The organism is Streptomyces sp. C36 (assembly GCF_040932295.1).
Classification (GTDB): domain Bacteria; phylum Actinomycetota; class Actinomycetes; order Streptomycetales; family Streptomycetaceae; genus Streptomyces; species Streptomyces triculaminicus.
Map to the genome: position 1 here is coordinate 282,123 of NZ_JBFQGI010000004.1, position 24,021 is coordinate 306,143.

21 protein-coding genes, 2 tRNA genes and 1 pseudogene are annotated in these 24,021 nt (G+C 73.0%); 17 read left to right on the forward strand and 7 right to left on the reverse strand.

The window, feature by feature from the left end:
* Positions 1–205: 205 nt before the first annotated feature.
* The 3 genes from AB4K12_RS14800 (at position 206) to AB4K12_RS14810 (ending at position 2,237) form a co-directional block, all read left to right on the forward strand.
* Positions 206–1,135: an SGNH/GDSL hydrolase family protein gene (locus AB4K12_RS14800; protein WP_368434664.1), complete on the forward strand. Its 930-nt coding sequence runs from the start codon at positions 206–208 to the stop codon at positions 1,133–1,135.
* 281 nt (positions 1,136–1,416) lie between these two features.
* Complete coding sequence (locus AB4K12_RS14805; protein ID WP_368434882.1) at positions 1,417–1,968, forward strand: HNH endonuclease family protein; 552 nt, start codon at positions 1,417–1,419, stop codon at positions 1,966–1,968.
* Entirely contained in the window at positions 1,965–2,237 is a 273-nt protein-coding gene (locus AB4K12_RS14810) for a hypothetical protein (RefSeq protein ID WP_368434665.1), read from the forward strand. Before AB4K12_RS14805 ends, AB4K12_RS14810 begins: the two co-directional genes overlap by 4 nt.
* A 48-nt stretch (positions 2,238–2,285) precedes the next feature.
* Here the strand turns inward: AB4K12_RS14810 and AB4K12_RS14815 are convergent.
* Positions 2,286–2,359, reverse strand: a tRNA-Lys gene (locus tag AB4K12_RS14815).
* Positions 2,360–2,614: 255 nt separating this feature from the next.
* Between AB4K12_RS14815 and AB4K12_RS14820 the strand changes: the two genes are divergently transcribed.
* On the forward strand, positions 2,615–3,517 hold the full coding sequence (locus AB4K12_RS14820; protein WP_368434666.1) for an FG-GAP repeat domain-containing protein: 903 nt from the start codon (positions 2,615–2,617) through the stop codon (positions 3,515–3,517).
* A gap of 64 nt (positions 3,518–3,581) precedes the next feature.
* Here AB4K12_RS14820 and AB4K12_RS14825 read toward each other — a convergent pair.
* From AB4K12_RS14825 to AB4K12_RS14835, 3 genes are all read right to left on the reverse strand, one after another.
* A tRNA-Ser gene (locus AB4K12_RS14825) sits at positions 3,582–3,668 on the reverse strand.
* Between the two features lie 186 nt (positions 3,669–3,854).
* Positions 3,855–4,079, reverse strand: coding sequence for a hypothetical protein (locus AB4K12_RS14830; protein WP_207246793.1), 225 nt, complete (start codon positions 4,077–4,079; stop codon positions 3,855–3,857).
* A 164-nt stretch (positions 4,080–4,243) separates the two neighbouring features.
* Positions 4,244–5,860, reverse strand: coding sequence for a trypsin-like peptidase domain-containing protein (locus AB4K12_RS14835; protein ID WP_368434667.1), 1,617 nt, complete (start codon positions 5,858–5,860; stop codon positions 4,244–4,246).
* A 195-nt stretch (positions 5,861–6,055) separates the two neighbouring features.
* Here AB4K12_RS14835 and AB4K12_RS14840 point away from each other — a divergent pair, with 195 nt between their 5' ends.
* The 3 genes and pseudogenes from AB4K12_RS14840 to AB4K12_RS14850 all read left to right on the forward strand — a co-directional run bounded on the left by AB4K12_RS14840 (position 6,056) and on the right by AB4K12_RS14850 (position 8,782).
* The gene (locus tag AB4K12_RS14840) at positions 6,056–6,901 is read left to right on the forward strand and encodes a glycerophosphodiester phosphodiesterase (RefSeq protein WP_368434668.1); all 846 of its coding nucleotides are present in this window, start codon (positions 6,056–6,058) and stop codon (positions 6,899–6,901) included.
* Positions 6,902–7,001: 100 nt separating this feature from the next.
* A pseudogene (locus AB4K12_RS14845) lies at positions 7,002–7,604 on the forward strand (ATP-binding protein).
* 206 nt (positions 7,605–7,810) lie between these two features.
* Positions 7,811–8,782: a DUF5926 family protein gene (locus AB4K12_RS14850; protein WP_368434669.1), complete on the forward strand. Its 972-nt coding sequence runs from the start codon at positions 7,811–7,813 to the stop codon at positions 8,780–8,782.
* A gap of 743 nt (positions 8,783–9,525) precedes the next feature.
* Here AB4K12_RS14850 and AB4K12_RS14855 read toward each other — a convergent pair.
* Together AB4K12_RS14855 and AB4K12_RS14860 are read right to left on the reverse strand one after the other, a co-directional pair.
* Positions 9,526–10,125, reverse strand: a complete 600-nt coding sequence (locus tag AB4K12_RS14855) for a hypothetical protein (protein WP_368434670.1) — start codon at positions 10,123–10,125, stop codon at positions 9,526–9,528.
* Positions 10,126–10,551: 426 nt separating this feature from the next.
* Complete coding sequence (locus AB4K12_RS14860; protein WP_086572194.1) at positions 10,552–11,289, reverse strand: bifunctional DNA primase/polymerase; 738 nt, start codon at positions 11,287–11,289, stop codon at positions 10,552–10,554.
* 620 nt (positions 11,290–11,909) lie between these two features.
* Here AB4K12_RS14860 and AB4K12_RS14865 point away from each other — a divergent pair.
* The 3 genes from AB4K12_RS14865 (at position 11,910) to AB4K12_RS14875 (ending at position 15,504) form a co-directional block, all read left to right on the forward strand.
* On the forward strand, positions 11,910–13,535 hold the full coding sequence (locus AB4K12_RS14865; RefSeq protein WP_368434671.1) for a PP2C family protein-serine/threonine phosphatase: 1,626 nt from the start codon (positions 11,910–11,912) through the stop codon (positions 13,533–13,535).
* A 108-nt stretch (positions 13,536–13,643) separates the two neighbouring features.
* Positions 13,644–15,113: an aminopeptidase P family protein gene (locus AB4K12_RS14870; protein ID WP_368434672.1), complete on the forward strand. Its 1,470-nt coding sequence runs from the start codon at positions 13,644–13,646 to the stop codon at positions 15,111–15,113.
* Between the two features lie 139 nt (positions 15,114–15,252).
* Positions 15,253–15,504 (forward strand): SCO4226 family nickel-binding protein, encoded by a 252-nt coding sequence (locus AB4K12_RS14875; protein WP_368434673.1) that lies wholly within the window; start codon positions 15,253–15,255, stop codon positions 15,502–15,504.
* Positions 15,505–15,564: 60 nt separating this feature from the next.
* Here AB4K12_RS14875 and AB4K12_RS14880 read toward each other — a convergent pair whose 3' ends face one another.
* Positions 15,565–16,044, reverse strand: a complete 480-nt coding sequence (locus AB4K12_RS14880) for an ATP-binding protein (RefSeq protein ID WP_368434674.1) — start codon at positions 16,042–16,044, stop codon at positions 15,565–15,567.
* 238 nt (positions 16,045–16,282) lie between these two features.
* On the opposite strand from AB4K12_RS14880, the gene AB4K12_RS14885 reads away from it, so the two are divergent.
* The 7 genes from AB4K12_RS14885 (at position 16,283) to pheA (ending at position 23,393) form a co-directional block, all read left to right on the forward strand.
* Positions 16,283–17,068 carry a hypothetical protein gene (locus tag AB4K12_RS14885; protein ID WP_368434675.1) on the forward strand — a complete coding sequence of 262 codons (786 nt, stop codon included), beginning with the start codon at positions 16,283–16,285 and terminating at the stop codon, positions 17,066–17,068.
* A 104-nt stretch (positions 17,069–17,172) separates the two neighbouring features.
* Positions 17,173–17,913 carry a YcnI family protein gene (locus AB4K12_RS14890; protein WP_368434676.1) on the forward strand — a complete coding sequence of 247 codons (741 nt, stop codon included), beginning with the start codon at positions 17,173–17,175 and terminating at the stop codon, positions 17,911–17,913.
* 138 nt (positions 17,914–18,051) lie between these two features.
* Positions 18,052–18,705 carry an SCO family protein gene (locus AB4K12_RS14895; protein WP_368434677.1) on the forward strand — a complete coding sequence of 218 codons (654 nt, stop codon included), beginning with the start codon at positions 18,052–18,054 and terminating at the stop codon, positions 18,703–18,705.
* Positions 18,705–19,181 (forward strand): copper chaperone PCu(A)C, encoded by a 477-nt coding sequence (locus tag AB4K12_RS14900; RefSeq protein WP_368434678.1) that lies wholly within the window; start codon positions 18,705–18,707, stop codon positions 19,179–19,181. Before AB4K12_RS14895 ends, AB4K12_RS14900 begins: the two co-directional genes overlap by 1 nt.
* A 7-nt stretch (positions 19,182–19,188) precedes the next feature.
* The gene (locus AB4K12_RS14905; protein ID WP_368434679.1) at positions 19,189–21,063 is read left to right on the forward strand and encodes a copper resistance protein CopC; all 1,875 of its coding nucleotides are present in this window, start codon (positions 19,189–19,191) and stop codon (positions 21,061–21,063) included.
* On the forward strand, positions 21,063–22,361 hold the full coding sequence (gene efeB, locus AB4K12_RS14910; RefSeq protein WP_368434680.1) for an iron uptake transporter deferrochelatase/peroxidase subunit: 1,299 nt from the start codon (positions 21,063–21,065) through the stop codon (positions 22,359–22,361). Before AB4K12_RS14905 ends, efeB begins: the two co-directional genes overlap by 1 nt.
* A gap of 81 nt (positions 22,362–22,442) precedes the next feature.
* A complete protein-coding gene (pheA, locus tag AB4K12_RS14915; RefSeq protein WP_368434681.1) occupies positions 22,443–23,393 on the forward strand; it encodes a prephenate dehydratase in 951 nt (316 codons plus the stop codon).
* The last annotated feature ends 628 nt before the right edge of the window (positions 23,394–24,021 follow it).

Here is a 24,021-nt window from a genome sequence, read left to right on the forward strand (position 1 = left end):
CCCTGATGCGCGTTCGAGGCGGTTCGGTGAAGTCCGTGACAGAAGCGGAACGTTCCGGCACCACGTCAAGCCCGCACGGCCGGACACTCGAGTCCGATATCCGGTCATGTGAATCCGACATCACGGGCATCGCATTGACCCCCCGGGCCGGCGGGCCCGAGTCTGACGCCCGCATCCACGGAACCTTCCTCACGAGGAGCGAGAAATGGTCCGTAGCGGACGGAACAGAATCCGGTTCACCGTCGCCGCGCTCGCCACAACGGCCGCCCTGGCGACAGGAACCGCCCTCACACCGGCCACGGCCGCCGACCAGACGCAGCCGCAGCCACAGCCCCAGCCGCTGGAGCGCGTCCAGCGCTACGTCGCTCTCGGCGACTCCTACGCCTCTGGCCCCGCCATCCCCCGACAGACCGACCGCACCTGCCTGCGCTCCGACGCCAACTACCCCTCCCTCATCCGCGGGCAATTGGGGATCACCGACTTCCAGGACGTCTCCTGCGGGGGCGCGAAGACCGACGACATGCGGCGGCAGCAGCGCGACACGCGCAAGCCCCCGCAGCTCGACGCCGTACGCGGCGACACCCGCCTCGTCACGATCAGCGTCGGCGCGAACGACATCGACCTCACCGGCGTCCTGGGGCGCTGCACCCACTCCTCCGGTCCCATCCCCGACGGCAACCCCTGCCAGCGGCACTTCTCGCAGCGCGGCACCGACGAGCTCGACAAGCGGATCGACGACACCGCCCCCAAGGTCGCCGCCCTCCTGAAGGCCGTCCACAAGAAGGCCCCGCACGCGCGCGTGGCCGTCGTCGGCTACCCGGCGCTCATCGGGGACGACGCGCGAGGCTGCCGCGAGTCCCTGCGGATCGCCGACGGCGACGTGCCCTACCTGCGCGGCACGCTCCGCCGCCTGAACGCCATGCTGCGCCGGGAGGCCTCCGCCCAGGGCGACCTCTACGTCAACACCAACGCCACGACCGCCGGCCACTCGGCCTGCCGGCCTTTCGCGGACCGCTGGATCGAGGGGATCCGGTCCTTCCCCCGGCCCTCGGCCGCCTTCCACCCCAACGCCAAGGGCGAGAAGGCCATGGCCGGGGCCGTGGTCGACGCGCTGATCTTCGGGCCCAAGCGCTGACGCGACGACGAGGCGTTTCCCGTTCCACGCCGCGGCCTCCGGCCCTACGGGGAACGCCTCGTCGCCAATACGGTCAATCACGGCATATACGGCACGCCGCCTGCAGGTGAAGATCCCCGCCCGACCACCCGGACCTCGGTATCCGTGGGCACGTGATCAGACGTAACCGGTGGCATCGCGCCACCATCGCCACCACAGCGGCCCTGTGCCTGTGGAGCACCGCCGCAGCCCCCGCCGTCCCCGTCGGGAACCCCGCCGCACGGACCACCGTCCGCCGGGACCTGCCGGAGCCACCCTCGGCGTCCATCGCCCGCGAGGAGCTGGCGGAGCTGGTCGTCGAGGCGCCACACTCGATGGATGGCTACAGCCGCGCGAAGTTCCCGCACTGGATCAAGCAGATGGGCACCTGCGACACCCGCGAGGTCGTCCTCTCGCGCGACGGCGGGGACGTGAGGACCGACAGCGAGTGCCGGGCCGTGTCCGGCACATGGACCAGCGCCTACGACGGCAAGGTCCTCGGCGCCGCAAGCCAGGTGGACATCGACCACATGGTCCCCCTGGCCAACGCCTGGCGTTCGGGCGCCGACGGCTGGGACACCGACAAGCGCAAGGCGTTCGCCAACGACCTGACGAACCCCCAGCTGATCGCCGTGTCCGCGGCCTCCAACCGCAGCAAGGGCGACCAGAGCCCGGACCAGTGGCGGCCCCCGCTCGCCTCGTACTGGTGCACGTACGCCCGCGCCTGGACCCATGTGAAGCACCTCTACCGACTCCGCGTCACCCAGCCCGAACAGGCCACCCTCGTCACCATGCTGGACACCTGCGACCGATGACCGCCGAACGCTACGTGGACGAGGTCACGGCCGGCCCGGGCGGCGCCATGACCGACGACGTCGGCGTCATCACCGGCGACCTCACCATCGCCACCTCCGCCGCCCCCGGCGAGCCCCGGGCCCGCATCGACATCCAGTACACGGGCGCCGAGGAGTGGTACGTCCTGACCGGCAGCCCGGCCCCGATCCCGCCGGGGGGCCTGGCGGCCCTGCACACCGAGGTCATGAACCGCGTGCGTGCGGGCGGGGCGGCAGAAGCGCCGCATTGAGCAACGCGAAGAGGGTGTCCCTTGTGCGGGGACACCCTCTTCGTTCTGTGCGCCGCCAGGGACTCGAACCCCGGACCCGCTGATTAAGAGTCAGCTGCTCTAACCAACTGAGCTAGCGGCGCGTGAAGAAATATTACACGAACGTGTCAGTGGTCCCGCCCCGAGCATCGCCGACGCCGAGCGCGCCGGAAGCCGGTCGCGGGGTCCGCACGGCGCACCGGAAATCCCTCCGCCCCACCGCCCGCACGGAATTGCTCATTCCGGACCCCTGTCGCAAATCCACTGGGACACACGTGCAAAGATCCGGACAATGGTGCGGACGCCCCCGGTACATGGGGGCGCCCCAACGTGATTCAGCACAACTCATGGAGTCATACGTGACCCAGTCCTCCCGACGAGGGCGCACCCTGTCGCGTCTCGTCACGTCGGCGATAGCCGTCACCCTGGTCGGCGCCGCCGCCGGTACGGCCGTCGCCGACGCTCCCGCGGCCTCCGGCGCGAAGAAGAGCATCGCCCGGAGCGCCGCCGCGGCCGGGCAGAACAAGCCGACCCCCGCCGCGCCGTTCTACTTCCTGTCCGGGATCCTGCCGTCAGGTCAGATGTACGCCTACATGCCCAACGGGAAGGGCGGCTTCGACGAGCGCTCGGGCGCCTACATGTGGCAGCACTTCAAGTTCGGTGTTCCGATCGACCTCAAGCTGACCGGTTACCAGGACGGCGCGTACCACGTCATGGACGACGGCACGCTGAACCTGTGGCTCGACGGGAAGCTCACGAAGGTGGCCACCGGCTGGGGCGGGTACGACGCCGTCTTCTCGCCCGGCACCCTGGGCGGCTCCGCCCACCCCGACCTGCTGGCCCGCGACAAGCAGGGCGTCCTGTGGCGCTACCGGACCAGGACGGACGGCTCGCTGGAGCCGCGCGCCGAAGTCGGCCCCGGCTGGAACCAGTACACCCAGATCACGGGCCTCGGCGACCTGAGCGGCGACGGGAAGTCGGACATCGTCGCTCGTGACAAGCAGGGCGTCCTCTGGCTGTACAAGGGCACGGGCGACCTGCGGAAGCCGTTCGCCCCCAAGGTCAAGGTCGGCCCCGCCTGGAACCAGTTCAACAAGCTGGTGGCCACGGGTGACGTGGACGGCGACGGTCACAGCGACCTGCTCGCCCGCAACCCCAAGGGCGACCTGTACCTGTACAAGGGCACGGGCAAGGCGGCCTCGCCGTTCCAGCCCAAGGCCAAGATCGGCAGCGGCTTCGACCAGTACCGCGACCTCTTCTGACAGAGCGCGAAAGGGGCGCCCCGGCTCGGGGCGCCCCTTTTGACCTGCGGCAACGCAGGAGCGGCGGAGGCTGAGGGATTTGAACCCTCGGTGACATCGCTGCCACGACGGTTTTCAAGACCGTTCCCTTAGGCCGCTCGGGCAAGCCTCCCCACGTCGTCCACGTGGGATGACGCGGGGACCAGCGTACCCGGTGCCGGGATCGTGGTCGGCTGGCGGCCAGGGCTAATGGCCCTCGGCCGGGCCGGGTTGGGTGCTCGGGCCGGCGGGCGGGCGGCCGTGCTCTCGGAGAGGGGACGCGGCGTCAGGGGAGGCTCAGGGGCGGTTCAGGGCCGGCTCAGGGGAGATTCTGGACGACGCGTTCGGCCGCCTCGCTCTCGGCGGCCGCCGGGGAGAGTTCGCTGAGGGTGTCGAGGTCGGTGTCCTCGGCCAGCTCGGCCTCCCACGCGGCGGCGAGCTTCTCCTGCTCTCCCGGCGGCAGCTGCCGGATCTTCTCCCGGGCGGCCGGGCTCGCGGCGTTCAGGAACCGGTTCACGGTGTCGTCGGTGTCGTCGGTCGGCATGGGCGGGGCCTTCGCTCGTCGTCGGGGTCCGGGCCGCCCCGTCCGGGGGGCCACCCGTACGTCTTCCAGCCCCGCCCGCCGGACGATCGCCCGGCGGGCCGACGTCACCTGAAAGACGCACGCCGGCCGCCCGCACCCGGCGCCGCCCCGAAGAACCCGGAGGGTCAGCTGTTGTCGCCCCGGCGCTCGCCGAGGACGATCTGCGCCGTGGTGGTCTTGCCGTCGCGGGTGTAGGTGACCGTGACCTTGTCGCCGGGGCGGTGGGTCCAGATCTCGCTGATCAGGGTCGGACCGCTGTCGATCTTGGTGTCGTCCAGCTTGGTGATCACATCGCCGGCCTTGAGGCCGGCCTTGTCCGCCGGGCCGCCCGGGGTGACGGCCTCCGAGCCGCTGCCGTCGATCTTGGCGCCCTGACCGGTGTCCTTCATGTTCACCGTCGCCTGGATGACCGGGTAGACGGGCGTGCGGTACTTGATCAGCTGCTCGGCGACGTTCTTCGCCTGGTTGACCGGGATCGCGAAGCCGAGGCCGATGCTGCCGGCCTGGCCCTGGCCGCCGCCGAAGCCACCACCACCGCCGCCCGCGGACTGGATGGCGGAGTTGATGCCGATGACCGCGCCCTGGGCGTTGAGCAGGGGGCCGCCGGAGTTGCCGGGGTTGATCGAGGCGTCCGTCTGCAGGGCGCTCATGTACGAGGCCTTGCCGTTGCCGCCGTCGCTGGAGGCCACCGGCCGCTTCTTGGCGCTGACGATGCCGGTGGTGACGGTGCCGGACAGGCCGAACGGCGCGCCGATGGCGACGGTCGCGTCGCCGACGGCCGTACGGTCGGAGTCGCCGAGCGGGAGCGGCCGGAGCTTCGCGCCGGAAGGATCCTTCAGCTTGATGACCGCGACGTCGTAGCCCTGCGCGCGGCCGACCACCTCGGCGTCGTACTGCTTGCCGTCCGAGAAGGTCACCGCGAGCTTGCCACTGTCGGCGGCCGAGGCGACGACGTGGTTGTTGGTGAGGATGTGGCCCTGCTTGTCGTAGACGAAGCCGGTGCCCGTGCCGCCCTCGCCGTTGCTGCTCTGCGCCTCGATGGTCACGACGCTCGGCAGCGCCTTGCTCGCGATGTCCGCGACCGAGCCGGGGCTGCGGCTCTCGGTCTTCGGGTCGCCGGAGGAGGAGAGCGTGGTCGAGCTCTCGCCGACCCCCTTGTCCGCCGCCCAGTACCCGACGCCGCCGCCGACGCCGCCGGCGATCAGGGCCGCCGCGACGACGGCCGCGACGAGCCCGCCGGAACGCTTGCGCTTCGGCGGTACGGGCGCACCCCAGGGCGCGGGCGTGCCGCCGTAGGGCGGGGGCGCGTCGGCGCCGCCGTACCAGCCGCCGGGCGCGGCGGCCGGGGCGCCCGCCGGGGCACCCGGTGCGCCGGCGGCCGCGAACGCGGCGGAGTCCTGGGGGGCGGGCGGGGCCGCGGGGAACTGCCCGGTGGGCGCCGCCTGGGCGTACGGGTCGACGGCTGGCGGCGGCACCGCCTGGCCGCCGGTGCCGTCCGTGCCGGCAGTGCCGTTCGTGCTCTCCGTACCGCCCGTGGCCGCGGTCGCCTCGTCGGGCCGCGGCGGCGTCATGGCCTCGGGGGCCGCCGACGCGGGCGGGGTGAGGGGAGGCTCGGCCGGAACGGCCGGAAGCTGCGCCGTCCGATCGGTGGCGGGCGCCTGTGGCATGACGCCCTCGGACGGAGCCGCCTTGTCCAGCCCGGCGTCAGCCGGACGGGCGGCGCCCTCGTTCTCGGTGCTCACAGTCGTCGTCTCCTCAATCAGGTGCACGTCAGGTCGGTCGCGATTTCCGGCCACGCTCGCATATGTCTGCGACCAGCTTTTCCCATGGCGCGTCAGACCACCGTAAGCGCAGCCTGTGACCTCGGCGGCCCGCCCTTACTACGGGACAAATTGGACCGCATGCGGGATTGTGCCAGCCGGTGGCACCATAACGCGGTGACCTACGCGTACCCGGCCGGGAACGACCGCCCCGAGCGCCGTCCCCTCGACGTCGTCGCCCACCGCGGAGCCTCGGACGACGCCCCCGAGCACACGCTGGCGGCCTACCGCAAGGCGATCGAGGACGGTGCGGACGCGCTGGAGTGCGATGTACGGCTGACCGCCGACGGGCACCTGGTCTGCGTGCACGACCGCCGGGTCAACCGCACCTCCAACGGCCGCGGCGCCGTCTCCGCCCTCGAGCTCGCCGACCTCGCGGCGCTCGACTTCGGATCCTGGAAGGCGCCGACCGGCGAGCGCGAGGCGCCCGACCGCGACCCCGAGCGCGACAACCGCGAGCACACCTCGGTCCTCACCCTCGAGCGCCTCCTCGAGCTCGTCGCCGACTCGGGGCGGCGCGTGGAGCTCGCCATCGAGACCAAACACCCCACCCGTTGGGCCGGCCAGGTCGAGGAGCGGCTGCTGGCCCTGCTCGGCCGCTTCGGCCTCGCCGACCCGCCCCGGGACGACCCCTCGCCCGTACGGGTGATGAGCTTCTCGGCCCGGTCCCTGCACCGGGTCCGGGCGGCGGCACCCGCCCTGCCCACCGTCTATCTGATGCAGTTCCTCTCCCTCCGCTACCGCGACGGCCGGCTGCCGGCGGGCGTCGACATCGCCGGGCCGAGCATCCGGATCGTGCGCAACCACCCCGACTACGTGGCCCGGCTGCACCGCGCGGGCAACCGCGTGCACGTCTGGACGGTCAACGAACCCGAGGACGTCGAGCTGTGCGCCCGCCTCGGCGTGGACGCGGTCATCACCAACCGGCCGAAAGCCGTCCTGACGCAGCTCGGCCGCCGCTGACGCGGCTCGGCGCCGCTGACGATCGCGGCGCCACGGGTTCCGGGCGGCGCCCATTACATGGAGTGCACCGGCGCGTTCGGTACGTATTCGACCCGCGCGAGTGCCCCACCCGGTGAAGGTTGGCCGGTTTCCGGTCCAGTCCATTGGGGCATCCATCCCCTGACGTGGGGCAAAGGAGGTCTCGGGGGTGGCGTTGGTGGTGGCACAGGAGGTGCCCACGTCGTCGATCATGGCCGTACCCCATGGTCCCGCCGGTGTGGGCGAGGCGAGACACCGGATGCGCGAGGAACTGCGCGCCGGTGGGGTACCGGACACGGTCATCGACGACGCGGTACTGATCCTTTCGGAGCTGCTCAGCAACGCGTACCGGCACGGGCGCCCGCTGGGCCGGGAGAACGGCGACAGAGGCATGGGAACGGACGGCGCCTTCCGCGCCGCCTGGCGGGTCGACGCCCGCGGCAGGCTCACCGTCGAGGTCACCGACGGCGGCGGTCCGACCCGGCCCTTTCCGGCCACTCCGTCCGTCACCGCGCGCGGTGGCCGAGGCCTGAACATCATCAACGCGCTCTCCCAGGACTGGGGCGTACGGGACGCCTGCGGCGAGGTGACCGTATGGGCGGCGCTCTCCGCGCGCGCCGGTTTCGCTACGCGCGTCGACGTGGACCCGCTCCTCCTCTACTCCGACCTCGACGAACCGGCCTAGCCGAGGCCTGGCCGCCCGGCGCCGACTCCGCGCCTCCTTCCACCCCCTCTTCCTCCCCTTCTTCTGCCCCCTCTTCCCGACCCGGTCCGCCCCGCTCGCGCGCGTGCCCCGTCGCACCGCACGCCGGGCGCTAGGCTCGCGCCCGTCAACGAAGTGATGCCGCCAGGCACACGAGCCGGACGCACCGATCGGGAGACACGCACACCATGGCCAAGAAGCGCCGCCCCCAGACCCAGGCTGCCGCCAAGCCGCAGGCCGGCGACGCGCCGATCCCCGTCGTCGGCGCCCGCGAGCCCTGCCCCTGTGGCTCGGGCCGGCGTTACAAGGCCTGTCACGGCCGTGAGGCCTCGCACGCCGTGGCCGAGCTGGTGCGACGCCCCTTCGAGGGGCTGCCCGGCGAGGCCGACTGGGTCGCCCTGCGCGAGCTGGTGCCCGCCGCGACCGTGGAGCTGAAGCTCAAGGGCGGCCTGCCCGAGGGCGTGCCCTCCGTGACGCTCGCGACCGTCCTGCCGATGGCGTGGCCCGCGCTGCGCCGCGACAACGGCTCGGTGCTGCTGGGGCTGCAGAACGACACCCCCACCGGCGACCTCAGCCGCGACCTCGCCGACACGCTGCGGCGCGCCCTGGCCGCCGAGCCCGGCACGCCGGTCGCCGCCGAGCGCCACGGCGCCGAGGGCCCGCGCCTGCAGGACCTGCTGGACTCCGAAGGGCCGTTCGAGCCGGTCGTGCACACGGGCTTCGAGTTCTGGGTGGAGAACGCCGAGAACGCCACCGGCGAGGTGGCGGCCTCCCTGGAGCGCGCCAACGCCGCCGCGATCCCGACCGTCCGGCTGTCCGGTCTGGACGCCGCGTACTGGTGCGAGACGCCGGAGAAGAACCACCTGCGCTGGGTCATGACCCACCCCGAGGAGACGCTGCTGGACGCCCTCGCGCGGCTGCACGCCGCGGGCGGCACCTCGCTGGGCGAAGGCACCCGCCTGGTGGGGTCGTTCCGCGCGCACGGGCTGACCGTGCCGGTATGGGACCTGCCGAGCGGCATGAGCGCGGCGGACATCGAGAAGCCTGCCCACGCGTTCGCCGAACGGCTGGCCGGGGCACTGGCGGACGAGTCCCCGCTGACCGCCGACGAGCGGCGCGCCCGCGCGGGCCTTACGAGTCGTCAGGTCACGCTGAACTGACGGCGATAGCGCCCGCGAGGTTGGGCGAGACCCGGCCACGTGGGCGCCGATCGTGGGCGCCCCGGACGCCCAATCGATTCCGTCGTGCCGTGTCACGCGGGCGGAGGTTTGGATTCCGGTGATGGCGGCGGGTAAACGACGAGTCAAAGTGCGTGACTCCTGTCACAACTCCCGCTGCCAGACCGGAAATCGGCGTCCGGAAATCCACGATCGAATTTGCGAACCGCCGATCTCTTGTTACGGTTCTAAAAGCCCGGTCGCTGGTGCATCCCCCGTCGCCAGCGACCGGGCGTTTCCATGCCCGGACCGGTACGGCCCCGCGGAGGACGCCCGCCGGCCGAGGCCCTGGGACATCGCCGGGCCACCGGGCGCCGTCGGCCCCGCACCGGCCGCGGAGCGGCCCCACGACGGACTCCGGGCGCACATCCGAGCGACACCGGACCGGCACCAGGACGAACACCCGACCGACGCAGGGCCGTCCTCCGTGAGCCCTCGAGAGCCGCCCACGCCCCGCTGCCCGCGTGCACGCCCCTCCCACAACTCCCTGCGCCCGCCGCCGAACGGACCGCCCCCGGGCGGGCCCAGGGTCGGCGCCAGGGCACCTCACCTGCGACGATGCCGCCCCGCCGGCCCGTACTCCCCCTCCCCGCAGGGCGCGCGGACCGCTCGCCGGACCGCGCACGGTGTCCCCTCGGGGTGCACTCCGCCGGGACGCTCCGCCGGAGTGCGCGGTGGGCGTGCGATCAATCCTCTTCGGGTTCCGGCGAGTTGCTGCCGGAGCGGAGGAGGAGCTTCCCGTCCGTCGAAGCGATCTCCGCGACCGCTGCATACGAGCCATGTCCGCGCACCGTCGGTTCGTGGGGCGTCTCGCACATGTCCGGATCATCGGTTGCGGCCATGCCGCAATTCACCTGCACGGTCCGCCCGGCCGGGCCCATGAGGGTCAGGACGCCGGTCAGGGGGGTGCCCGTGGCGTTGCGGTAGTAGGTCCGGGCCCAGGTGTCGTTCGCCTGTTCAAGGACGCAGGTCTGGGCCTCCACGCCTTCGGGGGCGGTGAGTTCGGGGCCGCAGCGGGCGATGCCCCGGTCGCCGTCGTCCGGTCCGGCGCCGATCAGGCCGTCGGAGGAGAGCCGGCTCCCCAGGACGTCGTCGGTGGCCGCCTTCTCGCCGGAGCCGCCGTACGGGGCGTACGCGCCGGAGGGGCCCGCGGCGCCGGAGCCGCCGCGTCCGGTGCCGTCGGCCGGGGACCTGCCCGGTTCCGCGCGCCGCCCGGCCGGACCGGCCGAGGCGACCGCCAGCGGCAGCACGACGGCCAGAACCACCGTGCTCGCGAGAGCGATCATGCGGAAGTTCACCGCACGCCGCCGCCGGACCGAGCCGGACACACTGGAGGCACTGGACGCACGCACCATCGGACCCACCTGCACTTCGCCTGCGATGCGCCACGGAAGCGCGCACGCCGCCGAAGGGGACGGCGGCGCGCTCGCGCGGCGGGAACGGATTGATCGCGAGGACGTATTCGTGCGTTCGCGATCGGAACGCACGCACGCATGCCCCGCCGGGCCGTCGGCGGTCCTGTGACAGGCGCCCGATACGGCCTTGCTCCGAACATACGGGCACGACCGCGCTCTCAGCGCCCTCGCACGCCCGTTTCCTGCGGTTCTCGGAGCGGCTTGCACCCGTAAGAGTGAGAGCGCGGGCGTCTCCCGTCCGTACGCGCCCTCACGTCCGCCTGCCGGAGCCGGCCGCTCCGTTCACCGCGCCGGCGGTCAGTACGCCAGCTTGCTGCCGTCGCCACCAGGCGTGCCCGTGTTCGCGCTCTGCTCCACCAGGACGTCGACGACCGTCGCCACATCGGGCAGCCAGGGCCGTGCGAGGCCGTCAACACGCCGTCCGGAGCCCGGCCTTCCGCCGCGCCCGGCCACGGCCCCGGCCGGCCTGGGCGCGCGCTCCCAGCGGACCCGGCCGGCGCCCGTGGGGGACGGCGGCAGGACGGCGTAGCCGCCCTCGCCGTGGAAGCGCAGCGAGCTCGGCACCCAGTCCTGACGGTGCAACAGCTCGCCGAGGACCTCGAGGGAGTACGGGGCCACCAGCAGGGACCAGCGGGTGGGGGTGGCCACCACCGGGCCCAGCCGCACGCCCGCGCGGTCGAAGGCCGCCAGCGCGCGGGCGCCGGCGACGGCGGGCAGGCTCACCGCGCAGGGCGCGCGGCCGCCGGTGGCCAGCACGACGGGGGCCTCGGGCCGGTTGGTCCACCACCAGCGCACCATCCGCGCGTCGGTGGTGGCGGCCAGCAGGCCGGGGTCGAAGGGGTGGGCGCCCGGCACCACGCACTCCGGATCAGGGCAGCCGCACTCGCGCACGCGGCCGATGCCGGGCCGCAGGCCCACACCGGGGAGTACGGGCCACTGCCACTCCGTGGCGTAGGTCAGGGCCGCGGTGAGCACCGCGGACCGTCCGGCCCGCCGGAGGGAGAGCCTGCGTCGCCTTCCGAGGATCTCGCGCATGAGCGCTCGTTCCTTTCCGTGAACGCCGAAGGTGGGTCCTTGCCTGGGGGCAAGGGCCGTATCGCACAACTGAACACGCTGACATGAACCGCGAGCACCGCAGGGGTTGCGGAAGCCGCGGGCACCGCCTGGACTGCATGGAACGCGTAGCCCCTGGAAGCGCGAGGGCTACATGGCACTACGGGCACTGCTCGGCGCGGTACTCAACGCGCCGTGGCCCCTCGGGCCGGCACACCACGTGGATCACGAGTCACTGCGTAGACACACGCAGCGCATCACGCCGCGGGCCGAGCGTGAAACCTGGCGGGGGGTGGCGCGCGCATGGCGCTTCGTGCTGAACCGGTGCGCCCCTCGCCTGCGGCATGGGTTGCCCCACGCCGCTCGGGGATGGGCGTGGCCGTCGACCGATAGGACGCTCAGGTCCGCCGCCGGGTTGCGGGGCGGCCCCAACTGCCCCTGCCCTTCTCCGAGTACGTACCCACCGTGCCGGGTGTGACGCGTTGTTGGAGCGAGGCCAGTCGATCGCAAATCGAGAGTCAGGGCACTATTTTCCGGCCAAACTTTACGGCTTCCTCCAGAGGTACGGAACCCCATCAGACACCACCAATCCCACTGGTCCAATGCTGGACATTCCCTTGCCCGGGCGTGTACATGTGGAGCACCGCTCGCAAGCGACACGACAGGGGGTTTGCGATGCAGTCACGCAGAACGCCCAGGCCAAGCAGCTGGTCGAGAGCGCTCGGCGGGCTGCCCCGGCCCGACCGGCGCCCCGGCCCCCGGGGCGGCCCCGCACGGTGCGTCCGGAGCGGACGGCCATGAACGCGCCCCACCTGCCGAAAGTGGCCGGAATCGATCCCTCGGTGCCCGCTCCCGCCCACACTTCCGCCCCTGCGGTTCCTCCTCCCCCTTCCGCCCCCGCCTCCTGTGCCACCGCCGACCCCCCGGTGCAGGACCGCCTCGCGGGCTGGGTCTCCGACCTGACCACGCTCCAGGAGCTGACCGAGCGCCTGACCCGGACCTCGGAGCTGGAAGGCGCCCTGCGCGAACTCCTGCGTGCCGGGGCCTCGCTCATGGGCGCCGGACGCGGCCTGGTCACCCTCCACCCCGACCACCACGGCGGGCACCCGCTGACCGTGGGCCTGGGCCTGGGCCACGCCGACATCGGCCACATCGAGACCATCCCGCACGACCCCGCCTCCTCCCCCGGCCCGTACGTCCGCCTCCTCGACGACCTTCCGCCCGTGGGCGACCGCTCCGGCAGGGCCCACCCCGACATCCCGGGCGAGGACGACCTCGACCCCCGCCACCGCGAGGTCGCCGCCCGCCTCGGCTACGCCGCCAGCTACGCCCTCCCCCTGGAGCCGGCGGCCGCCCCCACCGGCGAGACCCCCTCCGCCGGCCGCGTCGGCGCGGCCGTATGGCTCTACGACGAACCCGCCGAGCCCACCGAACGCCAGCGCCATCTGGCCGGCCTCTACTGCGGCTACGCGGCCGAGCACCTGGTCCGGCTCCTGGAGCTGACCCGCGCCCGCCGCACCCTGGGCGCCCTGCGCGAGGAGCTGCTGCCCGGCCGGCTGCCCCGGGTGCCCGGCATCCGGCTGGCCGTCCGGCACCGCACCGGGCCGCAGGGCGGCGGCGACTGGTACGACGCGCTGTCCCTGCCGGAGGGGGCGCTGGGCCTCGCGATCGGCGGGATCAGCGGCTCCGGGCCCGGGGCGACGGCCGCCACGGCACGGCTGAGGGCCTCCCTGCGCGCGTACGCCGTCATAGAGGGTGAGGATCCGGTCGCCGTCCTGTCCGACCTCGAACTGCTGCTCAGGCTGACCGAGCCGACCCGCACCGCGACCGCGCTCTTCGCGTACTGCGAGCCGGGCACCCGCAAGGTCGTCGTCGCCGGCGCCGGGCACTGCTCGCCGCTGATCATCGGCGCGGACCGCGCCGAGTACGTGGAGACCTCGCTCTCGGCGCCGCTGGGCATGCTCGCCTGCTGGGAGGCGCCCAGCGTGGAAATCGAACCGGCACCCGGAGAAACGCTCCTCTTCTACAGCGACGGTCTGCTCAACCGCACCGGCGACGCCATGGACCGGTCCTTCGCCCGGCTGCACTCGGCGGCGGCGAGCGTGCCGAGGTCCGCGCGGAGGGATCCGGAGGCGATCGCGGACCACGTGCTGCGCACGGTCCTGCCGGACGGGCCCGCCGGGCCGGGCGACGAGGACGTCGTCCTGCTGGTGGCGCACTTCGACTGAGCGCGACCCCTGTCGCGCCCGGTCTTCGATCGCCATCGGTCATGGCCTTCTCCGCCGCATTCCTCCGCACATACGATGGAAAGCGGCCCCGTTCGAGGAGGAAAGCCAGTGACCGAGCAGCAGCCCGCGCCCGAGAACCCCGAAGGCGACGAGCCGATCAAGCAGCGGAAGAACGGCCTCTACCCCGCCGTCTCCGACGAGCTCGCCGAGAACATGAAGTCCGGATGGGCCGACACCGAGCTGCGTGATCTCCAGCCGATACCCCAGGCCGCCGAGACCGCGCGCCGCCGCGCCGAGCTGTCCGCCCGTTTCCCCGGCGAGCGCCTGGTGATCCCGGCGGGCAACCTCAGGACCCGCTCGAACGACACCGAGTACGCCTTCCGCGCCTCGACCGAGTACGTCTACCTCACCGGCGACCAGACCCAGGACGGCGTCCTGGTGCTCGAGCCCACGGGCCCGGAGGGCCACACGGAGACGCTCTACCTCCTGCCCCGCTCCAACCGTGAGAACGGCGAGTTCTGGCTCGACGGCCAGGGCGAGCTGTGGGTCGGCCGCCGCCACAGCCTGACGGAGGCCGAGCTCCTGCTGGGTCTGCCCGCCGAGGACGTCCGCGAGCTGGCCGACGCCCTGCGCGAGGCCACCGGCCCCGTCCGCAACGTCCGCGGCCACGACGCGGGCATCGAGTCGGCCCTGGTCGACAAGGTCACCGCCGAGCGCGACGAGGAGCTGCGGGTCTTCATCAGCGAGCAGCGCCTGGTGAAGGACGCGTTTGAGATCGGCGAGCTGCAGAAGGCCGTCGACTCCACCGTCCGCGGCTTCGAGGACGTCGTGAAGGTCCTCGACAAGGCCGAGGCGACCAGCGAGCGCTACATCGAAGGAACGTTCTTCCTGCGCGCCCGCGTCGAGGGCAACGACATCGGCTACGGCTCCATCTGCGCCGCCGGCCCGCACGCCACCACCCTGCACTGGGTGCGCAACGACGGCCCGGTCCGCTCCGGCGAGCTGCTCCTGCTGGACGCCGGCGTGGAGACCCACACCCTCTACACCGCCGACGTCACCCGCACGCTGCCGATCAACGGCACGTACACCGAGCTGCAGCGCAAGATCTACGACGCGGTGTACGAGGCCCAGGAGGCCGGCATCGCGGCGGTCGTGCCGGGCGCGAAGTACCGCGACTTCCACGACGCCGCCCAGCGCGTCCTGGCCGAGAAGCTGGTCGAGTGGGGCCTGGTCGAGGGCCCGGTCGAGCGCGTCCTGGAGCTGGGCCTGCAGCGCCGCTGGACCCTGCACGGCACCGGCCACATGCTCGGCCTGGACGTCCATGACTGCGCGGTCGCCCGCACCGAGACCTACGTCGACGGCGTCCTGGAGCCCGGCATGGTGCTGACCGTGGAGCCCGGCCTGTACTTCCAGGCCGACGACACCACCGTGCCCGAGGAGTACCGCGGCATCGGCGTCCGCATCGAGGACGACATCCTCGTCACCGAGGACGGCAACCGGAACCTCTCCGCCGGTCTGCCGCGCACGTCGGCCGACGTCGAGGCCTGGATGGCGGCCCTCAAGGGCGCCCAGGGCTGAGCCCCACCGCCTCCACGCGACCCCGTGGCCCGCACCGGCGGGCCACGGGGTCGCGTGCGTCGCGGGCCGGGCGGCGGGCGGGCGCCGACGGGCGGATGATGGGCGTAGAGGACATTCGCACCGAGGGAGGTGCCCGGTCATGACCCTGTTCATGGACGTCCATCACGGCATGCAGGGCGTCAGTCAGAAGCAGCTCGTGGAGGCGCACCGGGCGGACCTGGCCATCGAACGAGAGGAAGGCGTCCACTTCCAGCGGGCCTGGGCGGATCCTTCGTCGGGCACCGTCTACTGCCTGTCCGAAGGCCCCTCCAAGGAGGCCGTCCAGCGCGTCCACACGCGGGCGGGTCACCCGGCCGACGAGGTCCATCCGCTGACCCTGTCGGTCTCCTGACCGGCGGGCCGACCGGTCCCGTGACCGGCGGGCCGCGGCGCGCGGAGCACCGGCGGCGGGTCAGGACGCCTTCAGCAGGGCCGCCGCCGGGGGCGCTCCGTCGCGCCACTTGAGGATCTTGTCGAAGCTCACCACCGCGCCCTGCCGGCCCGGGCGGTTGCGGACGCGTACGTGGTCGGTGAGGGAGGCGATCAGAAAGAGACCCCGGCCGTGTTCGTCGTGAACCGAGGCCGGGGTCCTTTCGCGCGTCGGGCGGGCCGGCCTACGGCCCGGTCGCGAGCGTCCGGAGAATCCGGGCCCGGAATCGGTGACCTCGATGCGACAGGTGTCGCCGTCGATGAGGGCGGTGACGCGATAGCCGGTCGAGGCGTCACCGCCGTGCTCGACGGCGTTGGCGCACGCTTCGCTGAGGGCGACCGCGAGGTCGTAGGACGTCTCCGGGTCGACCCCGGCCGTCTCCATGGCACCGATCAGGAGCCGCCTGGCGAGCGGAACGCTCGCGGCCTCGCGCCGCAAGTGGAGTGACCACCAAATGCTCATGCTCAGCCTCCTGGCTGCGGCTCGACATACCGATACGTATAGCCGGGTGAGGCATGCGGTAAGCCTGCCGGGACTGTGAGACCGCTCATTCGGCCGACGCGCCGTGTGGGTGAGGGCGTGTATGGGGACCGGGCCGAGCGGCCCCGGTGATCCGGGTGACGGACCGGGCCGGGCGGCCCCCGGTGATCAAGCCCCTGCCGTAGGGATCCGGTCGGCCCGATGGGATGATGGCGCCGCCATGCCTCACCCCGTCGCGCGCGCCGGCGCCGATCTGCGACTGATCCGGGCCGCGGTGTTCACCGCGGTCTGTGTTCTGCTGTCCGCGGGCGGGCACGTGCTGGCGTCCTGCGCGAGCGTTCCCCTGTGGACGCTGGGCGCGGGCTTCGCGCTCGTCCTCGCGGCGGTCGTACCACTGGCCGGCCGGGAGCGCTCGCTGCCGGGCATCGCGGCCTTCCTGGCCGTGGGGCAGCTCGCCCTCCACACGCTCTTCGGGCTCGGGCAGCGCGGCGCCGGAACGTCCGGCCGGGCCGTCCCCTCCGAGGGTCACCTCGTCCACTTCGCCGGGCAGCTGATCTGCGATCAGCGCCCGATGTCGGCCGCCCAGGCCCGACAGGTCATCACCGACGCCGGACTGGACCCGTCCGTCCACCCGATGGGTCCGGCCGCGCCGGCGCCCGCCGCGGGCGGCGCCTCGGCCGCGTTCCCGCACGCCCTGCTGCCGTCGCTGCCGATGGTGCTCGGCCACCTGCTCGCCGCCCTGGCCGTCGGCTGGCTGCTGCGCCGCGGCGAGGCCGCGCTGTGGCGGCTGGTGCGGCTGTCGGCGCGCTCCGCGCGCGACGTCGTGGACGCCGCGCTCGTCCGGGCGCTGGGCGCCGTCCTGGTGCTCGTCGGCCTGCGGGCGCCCGCGTCGCCCGCCGTGCCGGCGCGCCGCACGCGCGCGGACGACGAATCCCCGCTCAGGGCGCCTGAACTACGGCATTCCGTGATCAGGCGGGGACCGCCGCGCTGCGTTCTCGCGGCCTGACGACGCGACGCACCACTGCCCGACAGGGGCGGGAGGGCGGTCGCGGCGCCGCCGCACGCGCGCCACCCCCACCCTCATCCCTTCCTGCCGTGGAGTGTTGTCCCATGAACGCATCGCGTGTCCGTACCGCCCGTACCTCCCTCGTCGCCGCCCTCGCCGCCGGTGGCGTGCTGCTGCTCGCCGGCCCCGCCTCCGCGCACGTCAGCGTGCAGCCCGGCACCGCCGAGAAGGGCGGCTACAGCACCATCAACATCAAGGTGCCCAACGAGAAGGACGACGCCTCGACGGTGAAGCTCGAGCTCAACCTCGACCCCAAGCACCCGCTGGCCTCCGTGATGCCGCAGGCGGTGCCGGGCTGGGAGGTCAAGGTCGAGAAGACCAAGCTCGACAAGCCGCTGCAGATGCACGGCAAGACGATCGAGGAGGCCGTCAGCAAGGTCACCTGGACCGGCGGCAAGATCGAGCCCGGCCAGTTCCAGCAGTTCCCGGTGTCGGTCGGACAGCTGCCCACCGACGCCGACGAGCTGGTCTTCAAGGCCCTGCAGACGTACTCCGACGACGACGTCGTCCGCTGGATCGACCCGTCCACGCCCGGCGGCCACGAGGCCGAGCACCCGGCCCCGGTCCTCAAGCTCGTCGACAAGGCCGCGAAGCCCGGCGAGAAGAACGCCGCCGACGACAAGGGCCCCAAGGCCGAGGCGGCGTCCGCCACCACCGAGAAGGCCGCCGGCTCCGAGGGCGGCTCCGACACCACCGCCCGCGTCCTGGGCGTCGCCGGCATCGTCGTGGGCGTGGCCGGCGTCGTCTTCGGCGTGCTCGCCGGCCGCCGCCGCGCCTCCGCCTGACCTTCCGCCGACGCCGGCGGCACTCCGCCGCCGGCGTCACGGCTTCCGGTCCACCGCACGGCCACGTCCGGTCCGGCGAGCGCGTACGAACGCGCCCGCCGGGGCGGGCGGCACCGACCATCTCTGGAGAAGCACTCCATGCGCACCACGTTCGCGGGCGCGGCGATCGCCATAGCCGCCGTGCTCACCCTGACCGCCTGTGGCGGCTCCGGCGATGCGGGCGACAAGCCCGCGGCCGACGTCTCCGTCGAGCCCACCAAGGCCGGCGCGATCGTCCTCGACGCGCCCAAGGCCAAGCCCGACCTGGTCCTGACCGACACGTCGGAGAAGAAGTTCGAGCTGATCAAGGAGACCAAGGGCCACCCGGTCCTGCTCTACTTCGGCTACACCTACTGCCCCGACGTCTGCTCGACGGTCGTCTCCGACATCGCCGCCGCCGAGAAGAAGCTCTCCAAGGCCGACCAGGAGAAGCTGCGGGTCGTCTTCGTCACCACCGACCCGGAGCGCGACACCCCCAAGCGGATGCGCGAGTGGCTGGACGCGCAGGGCGGGCAGGACATCGTCGGCCTGACCGGCGACTTCGCCACCATCCAGGCGGCGGCCAAGCCGCTGGGCATCCTCGTCGAGCCGCCCAAGAAGGAGAAGGACGGCTCCGTGACCGTCAGCCACGGCGCCGAGGTCGTCGGCTTCTCGCCGAAGGACGACGGCGGGCACTGGATCTACACCGCCTCCACCACGTCCGAGCAGTACGCCAAGGATCTCCCGAAGATCGTCAAGGGGGAGAACCCGTGATGCGCAAGTCCACCGCCGCCACCGCCGCCACCCTGCCGCTGCTGCTCGCCGGCGGCCTGCTGCTGGTCACCGGCTGCCAGTCGGAGAAGAACGCCCTGGCCGGCGACAAGCCCGAACTGTCCGTCAGCGGCGCCTACCTGCCGGAGCCCGCGATGGCCGACATGGCCGCCGCGTACTTCACCGTCGTCAACGACGGCGGCAAGGCCGACCGGCTCACCAAGGTCACCAGCACGCTCTCCCCCGACGTCACCCTGCACACCACCGAGGGCGCGCGGATGAAGCACGCGGAGACGCTGGAGGTGCCCGCCAAGGGCAGGCTGTCGCTCGCGCGCGGCGGCACCCACCTGATGCTGGGCAAGCTCGGCCACAAGCCGAAGACGGGCGAGAAGGTCGAGTTCACCCTGCACTTCGCCGCCTCGGCGCCCATCCGGATCCAGGTGCCGGTCGAGAGCACCACCTTCCGCCCGAAGGACTGAGGTCACGATGAGGACCCCGCCCGCCGCGCGGCGCACGGTGTCGTTCCTCGGCACCCTCCTCGCCGCGCTGCTGTGGACGTGGACGGCCGGCGCGGGCACCGCGTCGGCGCACGCCGCGCTCACCGCCACCGACCCCGCCAACGGCTCGGTGGTGGCGAGCGCGCCCCGGCAGGTCCGGCTCACCTTCTCCGAGGGCGTGCTGCTCGGCGCCGACTCCGTGCGGGTCCTCGACCCGCGCGGCGAACGCGTCGACCAGGGCGCGCCGGAGCACGTGGGCGGCAGGTCGGAGACGGCCGCCGTCGCGCTGCGCGCGGGGATCGCCGACGGCACGTACACCGTGGCGTGGCAGGCGGTCTCGGCCGACAGCCACCCGGTGGCCGGGGCCTTCACCTTCTCGGTGGGGGCGCCGTCGGAGACGACGGTCGCGGCGGCGTCGGCCGCCGGCGGCGTCGACCCGGCCGTCGACGCCTTCTACAACATCGGCCGCTTCGCCGCGTACGGAGGCTTCGTCCTGCTCGTCGGCGGCGCCGTCTTCGCCGGCGTGTGCCGCTCGTCGCGGGCCGTGCAGCGGGTCGCGGTGGGCGGCTGGGTCGCCCTGTTCGTCTCGACGACCGCGCTGTTGCTGCTGCGGGGCGCGTACGCCGGCGGCAAGGGCCTGGGGTCGGTGGCGGACCTGTCGCTGCTGGGCGACGCGCTGTCCACCAAGCCCGGGGCGGCGCTGCTGTCCCGGCTGCTGCTGCTGAGCGCGGCGGCGGTGTTCCTGGCGGTGCTGTTCGGCACCCACAGCCGCGAGGACGGCGCCCGCGCTCCGGAGCGCGGGCGCGGCACGGCCTGGGGGCTGGGCGCCGGTGGCGCGGTCGTGGCGGCCGGGCTGGCGGCGACCTGGGCGATGGCCGAGCACGCCTCCGCCGGCATCCAGCCGTGGCTGGCGATGCCGGTGGACGTCGCCCATCTGCTGGCCGCGGCGGTCTGGCTGGGCGGGCTCGCGGCGCTACTGGCCGCCCTGTGGTCGGGCGATACGGTCCGCCGGGCGGCGGTGCGGCGCTTCTCGCGGATGGCGTTCGCTTCGGTGGGCGTGCTGGCGGCCACCGGGCTCTACCAGACCTGGCGGCAGGCCGGCTTCTCGTGGAGCTCGCTGACCGGAACGGAGTACGGGCGGTGGCTGCTGCTGAAGACGGCGCTGGTCGCCCTCCTGCTGGCCGCCGCCTTCCTCTCGCGGCGGTGGACCGGCCGGCTCGCGGACGTCGCGGCGCCGAGGGCGGCCGCGAAGAAGACCGCCGGGGTTCCGGCCGGCCGGGCCGGCGCGGGCGATCCCGTACGCGCCGCCCAGCTCGCACGGCAGCGCGCGGCGTTGGCGAAGGCCGAGGGGCGGCGCCGGCGCGACGCCGACGCGCCCCGCAGCGGCCTGCGGCGCTCGGTCCTCGCCGAGGCGGCCGTCGCCGTGGCCGTACTGGCCGTCACCACCCTGCTCACCGGCACCCAGCCCGGCCGCGCCGAGGCGGAGCAGAAGCGGTCCGGGGCGTCCGCCGCGCGGGCCGCCGGACCGGCCGAGGTGAGCATCGCCTACGACACCGGCGGGACGAACGGGCGGGGCACCGCCCGCGTCACCGTCGACCCGGCCCGTACGGGGGCCAACACCGTCGATGTCACTCTCCTGGACGCCTCGGGCCGCCCCGTGGACGTACCTGAGCTGACACTGTCCATGACCGCGACTGAAAAACGCATCGGTCCGCTGCGGGCCGATCTGAAGCGTCAGTCCGCCGGTCATTGGCAGGCCACCGACTTCCGACTGCCCATGGCCGACAGCTGGCAGCTGTCCCTGACCGTACGGACCTCGGACATCGACCAGGTCACCGAGATCGAGAACGTGAAGATCAATTGATGGCTGACAAGACTGACACCACGTCCGAACCGAAGCCCGGCGACGCCTCCAGGAACACACCGCCCGGCCCGACCCATGTCTCCCGCAGACGGCTGCTGGGCACCGCCGGCGCGGCCGGCGCCGCCGCGCTCGTCGCCGGCGGGGCGGCCGGCGCGGCCGGCGCCGAGGCCGTGCGCGAGGGCCCCGACCCGCTGTCCTCCGTCGGCTCGGCCGCCGTGCCCTTCCACGGCCCCCACCAGTCCGGCATCCTCCAGCCCGCGCAGGCGCACGCCCACCTGGCCGCCTTCGACCTCGTGCCCACGGCGGACCGCAAGGCCGCGGCGGCCCTGATGCGCCGCTGGTCGGACGCGACGGCGGACATGATGGACGGCCGCACGCCCCAGGGCGACGAACTGGGCGTCGCCCTGGACGCGGGGCCCTCCTCCCTGACGATCACCTTCGGCTTCGGCCGTACCTTCTTCGACCGGACCGGCCTGGCGGCCAAGCGCCCCGACGCGCTCGAGCCGCTGCCCGCCTTCACCGCCGACGCCCTCGACCCCAAGCGCAGCGAGGGCGACCTGTGGGTGCAGATCGGCGCCGACGACACGCTGGTCGCCTTCCACGCGCTGCGGATGCTGCAGAAGCTGGCGGCGGGCACCGCCCGGATGCGCTGGCAGATGAACGGCTTCAACCGCACGCCGGGCGCCACCGAGCAGCCGATGACCGGCCGCAATCTGATGGGCCAGATCGACGGTACGAACAACCCCAAGCAGTCCGACGCGAACTTCAACACCCGGATCTTCGTGCCGGACGACCGCAACGGCGCCGACGGGTGGATGGCGGGCGGCTCGTACGCCGTCGTGCGGCGCATCCGGATGCTGCTCGACACCTGGGACAACCTCTCCCTGGACCAGCAGGAGAAGGTCATCGGCCGCCGGAAGTCCGACGGCGCGCCGCTGTCCGGGGGCGCGGAGACCACCCGCGCGGACCTCAACAAGGTGGGCTCCGACGGAGCCCTGGCCATCGCGGGCGACGCGCACATCCGGGTGGCGTCGCCGGCGACCAACCGGGGAGCGGCGATGCTGCGCCGCGCCTTCAACTACCACGACGGGTTCCGCGACGACGGCGCACCGGACGCGGGCCTGCTGTTCGTGGCCTGGCAGGCGGACCCGCTGAAGGGCTTCACGCCGGTGCAGCGGAAGCTGGACCGGGGGGACGGCCTCTCGCGCTTCCTCCGGCACGAGTCCAGCGGTCTGTTCGCGGTGCCCGGCGGGTGCGAGCGAGGCGAATACGTGGGGCAGCGGTTGCTGGAGGGATGAACCCCTTCGGGGGAAACGGCCTCACGCCACCCACCGGTATCGTGACTGCTCCAGCAGATGATCGGTTCGGAGGGACAGCGCGTGAGGTCGGCAACCCGCTACACCTACCTCGGCCCCGAGGGCACCTTCACCGAGGCGGCCCTGCGCACCCTGCCCGAGGCGGCCACCCGCGAGCTCGTTCCCATGGTGTCGGTGCCCGCCGCGCTGGACGCGGTCCGCGCGGGCGAGGCCGCCGCCGCGCTCGTGCCGATCGAGAACTCCGTCGAGGGCGGCGTCACCGCGACCCTGGACGAACTCGCCACCGGCGAGCCGCTGATGATCTACCGCGAGGTGCTGCTGCCGATCGCCTTCGCCCTGCTGGTGCGGCCGGGCACGCGCCTGGAGGACGTCAAGACCGTGACCGGGCACCCGGTCGCCCAGCCGCAGGTGCGCAACTGGCTGGCGGAGCACCTGCCGGACGCGGCGTGGGAGTCCTCGGCGTCGAACGCGGACGGCGCGCGCCTGGTGCGCGAGGGCCGCTACGACGCCGCGTTCGCGGGGGAGTTCGCGGCGGCCACGTACGGGCTCGAGCCGCTGGTGACGGACATCCACGACGCGCAGAACGCGCAGACCCGCTTCGTCCTGGCCGGTCGTCCGGCGCGGCCGGCGGCACGCACGGGCGCGGACCGCACGTCGCTGGTGGTGTGGCTGGGGGACGATCACCCCGGTGCGCTGCTGGAGTTGCTGCAGGAGTTCGCGGCGCGCGGGGTCAACCTGATGCGCATCGAGTCGCGGCCGACGGGCGAGGGGATGGGCCGTTACTGCTTCTCGGTCGACTGTGAGGGCCACATCACCGACCGCCGGGTGGGCGAGGCCCTGATGGGGCTCAAACGGACCTGCCCGAAGGTGCGCTTCCTGGGCTCGTACCCGCGTGCGGGTGTTGACCCGGACGACCGGTCGGGTGCCCTGGGGACGGTCCGGCCCGGGACGTCGGACCGCGACTTCGTGGCGGCGGCGGACTGGCTGGCGCACTGCCAGGACGGCCGGGCCTGACGCCACGGGCGGGCCCTGGGGCCCGTACGGCGCTCTGGGGCCCGTACGGCGCGCTGGGAGGCGGCCTCGGGGCAGGCCGCCTGTGAATTACCCACAGAGTTATCCACAGGCGGCTCTCGACCTGGGGATAAGTCGACACGTCCCGACGTGGCCGCGAGGGGCGAAACGGTCAACGTCGACAAATCTCTCTAGCTATCCATCCGACCATCCACAGGCCCCCGCCGCTTACCCACCGGCGCCCTGTCCATCGAAAAGCCTCGAACAACCCGTTAGAGGGAGTGAATACCACCCTAAAGAGCGGCCGCGCGAGGTTTGCCCCAAGAAACTCTGACGAATGACAGAGCGGGGCGGAATGCTGCATTCCGAAATCCACAGAGGGGAGGCGCACCCTGTGGACAAAGAAGCGGAAGGCATCGTTCCTGTGGACAACGACTATTCCGGGCCGCGGCGTCGGCCGTTCGCCAACTGCCGGGCGCTCCAAGGCGGCTCGCCCCGTCCGCGCGGCGCCACGGGGCGATGAATACCGGCCACCCGTAGGCCTTTTCCGGAATTTCCACGATCACCCTCGCCCTTTGTTCAAGGGATTTTTCTCGTCCACAAAACCGGACAGAACGCCACGAAGGGGAAT

Coding starts and splice junctions, on each gene's coding strand:
- AB4K12_RS14800 (WP_368434664.1), top strand. CDS start 206: ATGGTCCGTAGCGGACGGAACAGAATCCGGTTCACCGTCGCCGCGCTC.
- AB4K12_RS14810 (WP_368434665.1), top strand. CDS start 1,965: ATGACCGCCGAACGCTACGTGGACGAGGTCACGGCCGGCCCGGGCGGC.
- AB4K12_RS14830 (WP_207246793.1), bottom strand. CDS start 4,079: ATGCCGACCGACGACACCGACGACACCGTGAACCGGTTCCTGAACGCC.
- AB4K12_RS14850 (WP_368434669.1), top strand. CDS start 7,811: ATGGCCAAGAAGCGCCGCCCCCAGACCCAGGCTGCCGCCAAGCCGCAG.
- AB4K12_RS14855 (WP_368434670.1), bottom strand. CDS start 10,125: ATGATCGCTCTCGCGAGCACGGTGGTTCTGGCCGTCGTGCTGCCGCTG.
- AB4K12_RS14860 (WP_086572194.1), bottom strand. CDS start 11,289: ATGCGCGAGATCCTCGGAAGGCGACGCAGGCTCTCCCTCCGGCGGGCC.
- AB4K12_RS14865 (WP_368434671.1), top strand. CDS start 11,910: ATGCTGGACATTCCCTTGCCCGGGCGTGTACATGTGGAGCACCGCTCG.
- AB4K12_RS14875 (WP_368434673.1), top strand. CDS start 15,253: ATGACCCTGTTCATGGACGTCCATCACGGCATGCAGGGCGTCAGTCAG.
- AB4K12_RS14880 (WP_368434674.1), bottom strand. CDS start 16,044: ATGAGCATTTGGTGGTCACTCCACTTGCGGCGCGAGGCCGCGAGCGTT.
- AB4K12_RS14885 (WP_368434675.1), top strand. CDS start 16,283: ATGCCTCACCCCGTCGCGCGCGCCGGCGCCGATCTGCGACTGATCCGG.
- AB4K12_RS14890 (WP_368434676.1), top strand. CDS start 17,173: ATGAACGCATCGCGTGTCCGTACCGCCCGTACCTCCCTCGTCGCCGCC.
- AB4K12_RS14895 (WP_368434677.1), top strand. CDS start 18,052: ATGCGCACCACGTTCGCGGGCGCGGCGATCGCCATAGCCGCCGTGCTC.
- AB4K12_RS14900 (WP_368434678.1), top strand. CDS start 18,705: ATGCGCAAGTCCACCGCCGCCACCGCCGCCACCCTGCCGCTGCTGCTC.
- AB4K12_RS14905 (WP_368434679.1), top strand. CDS start 19,189: ATGAGGACCCCGCCCGCCGCGCGGCGCACGGTGTCGTTCCTCGGCACC.
- efeB (WP_368434680.1), top strand. CDS start 21,063: ATGGCTGACAAGACTGACACCACGTCCGAACCGAAGCCCGGCGACGCC.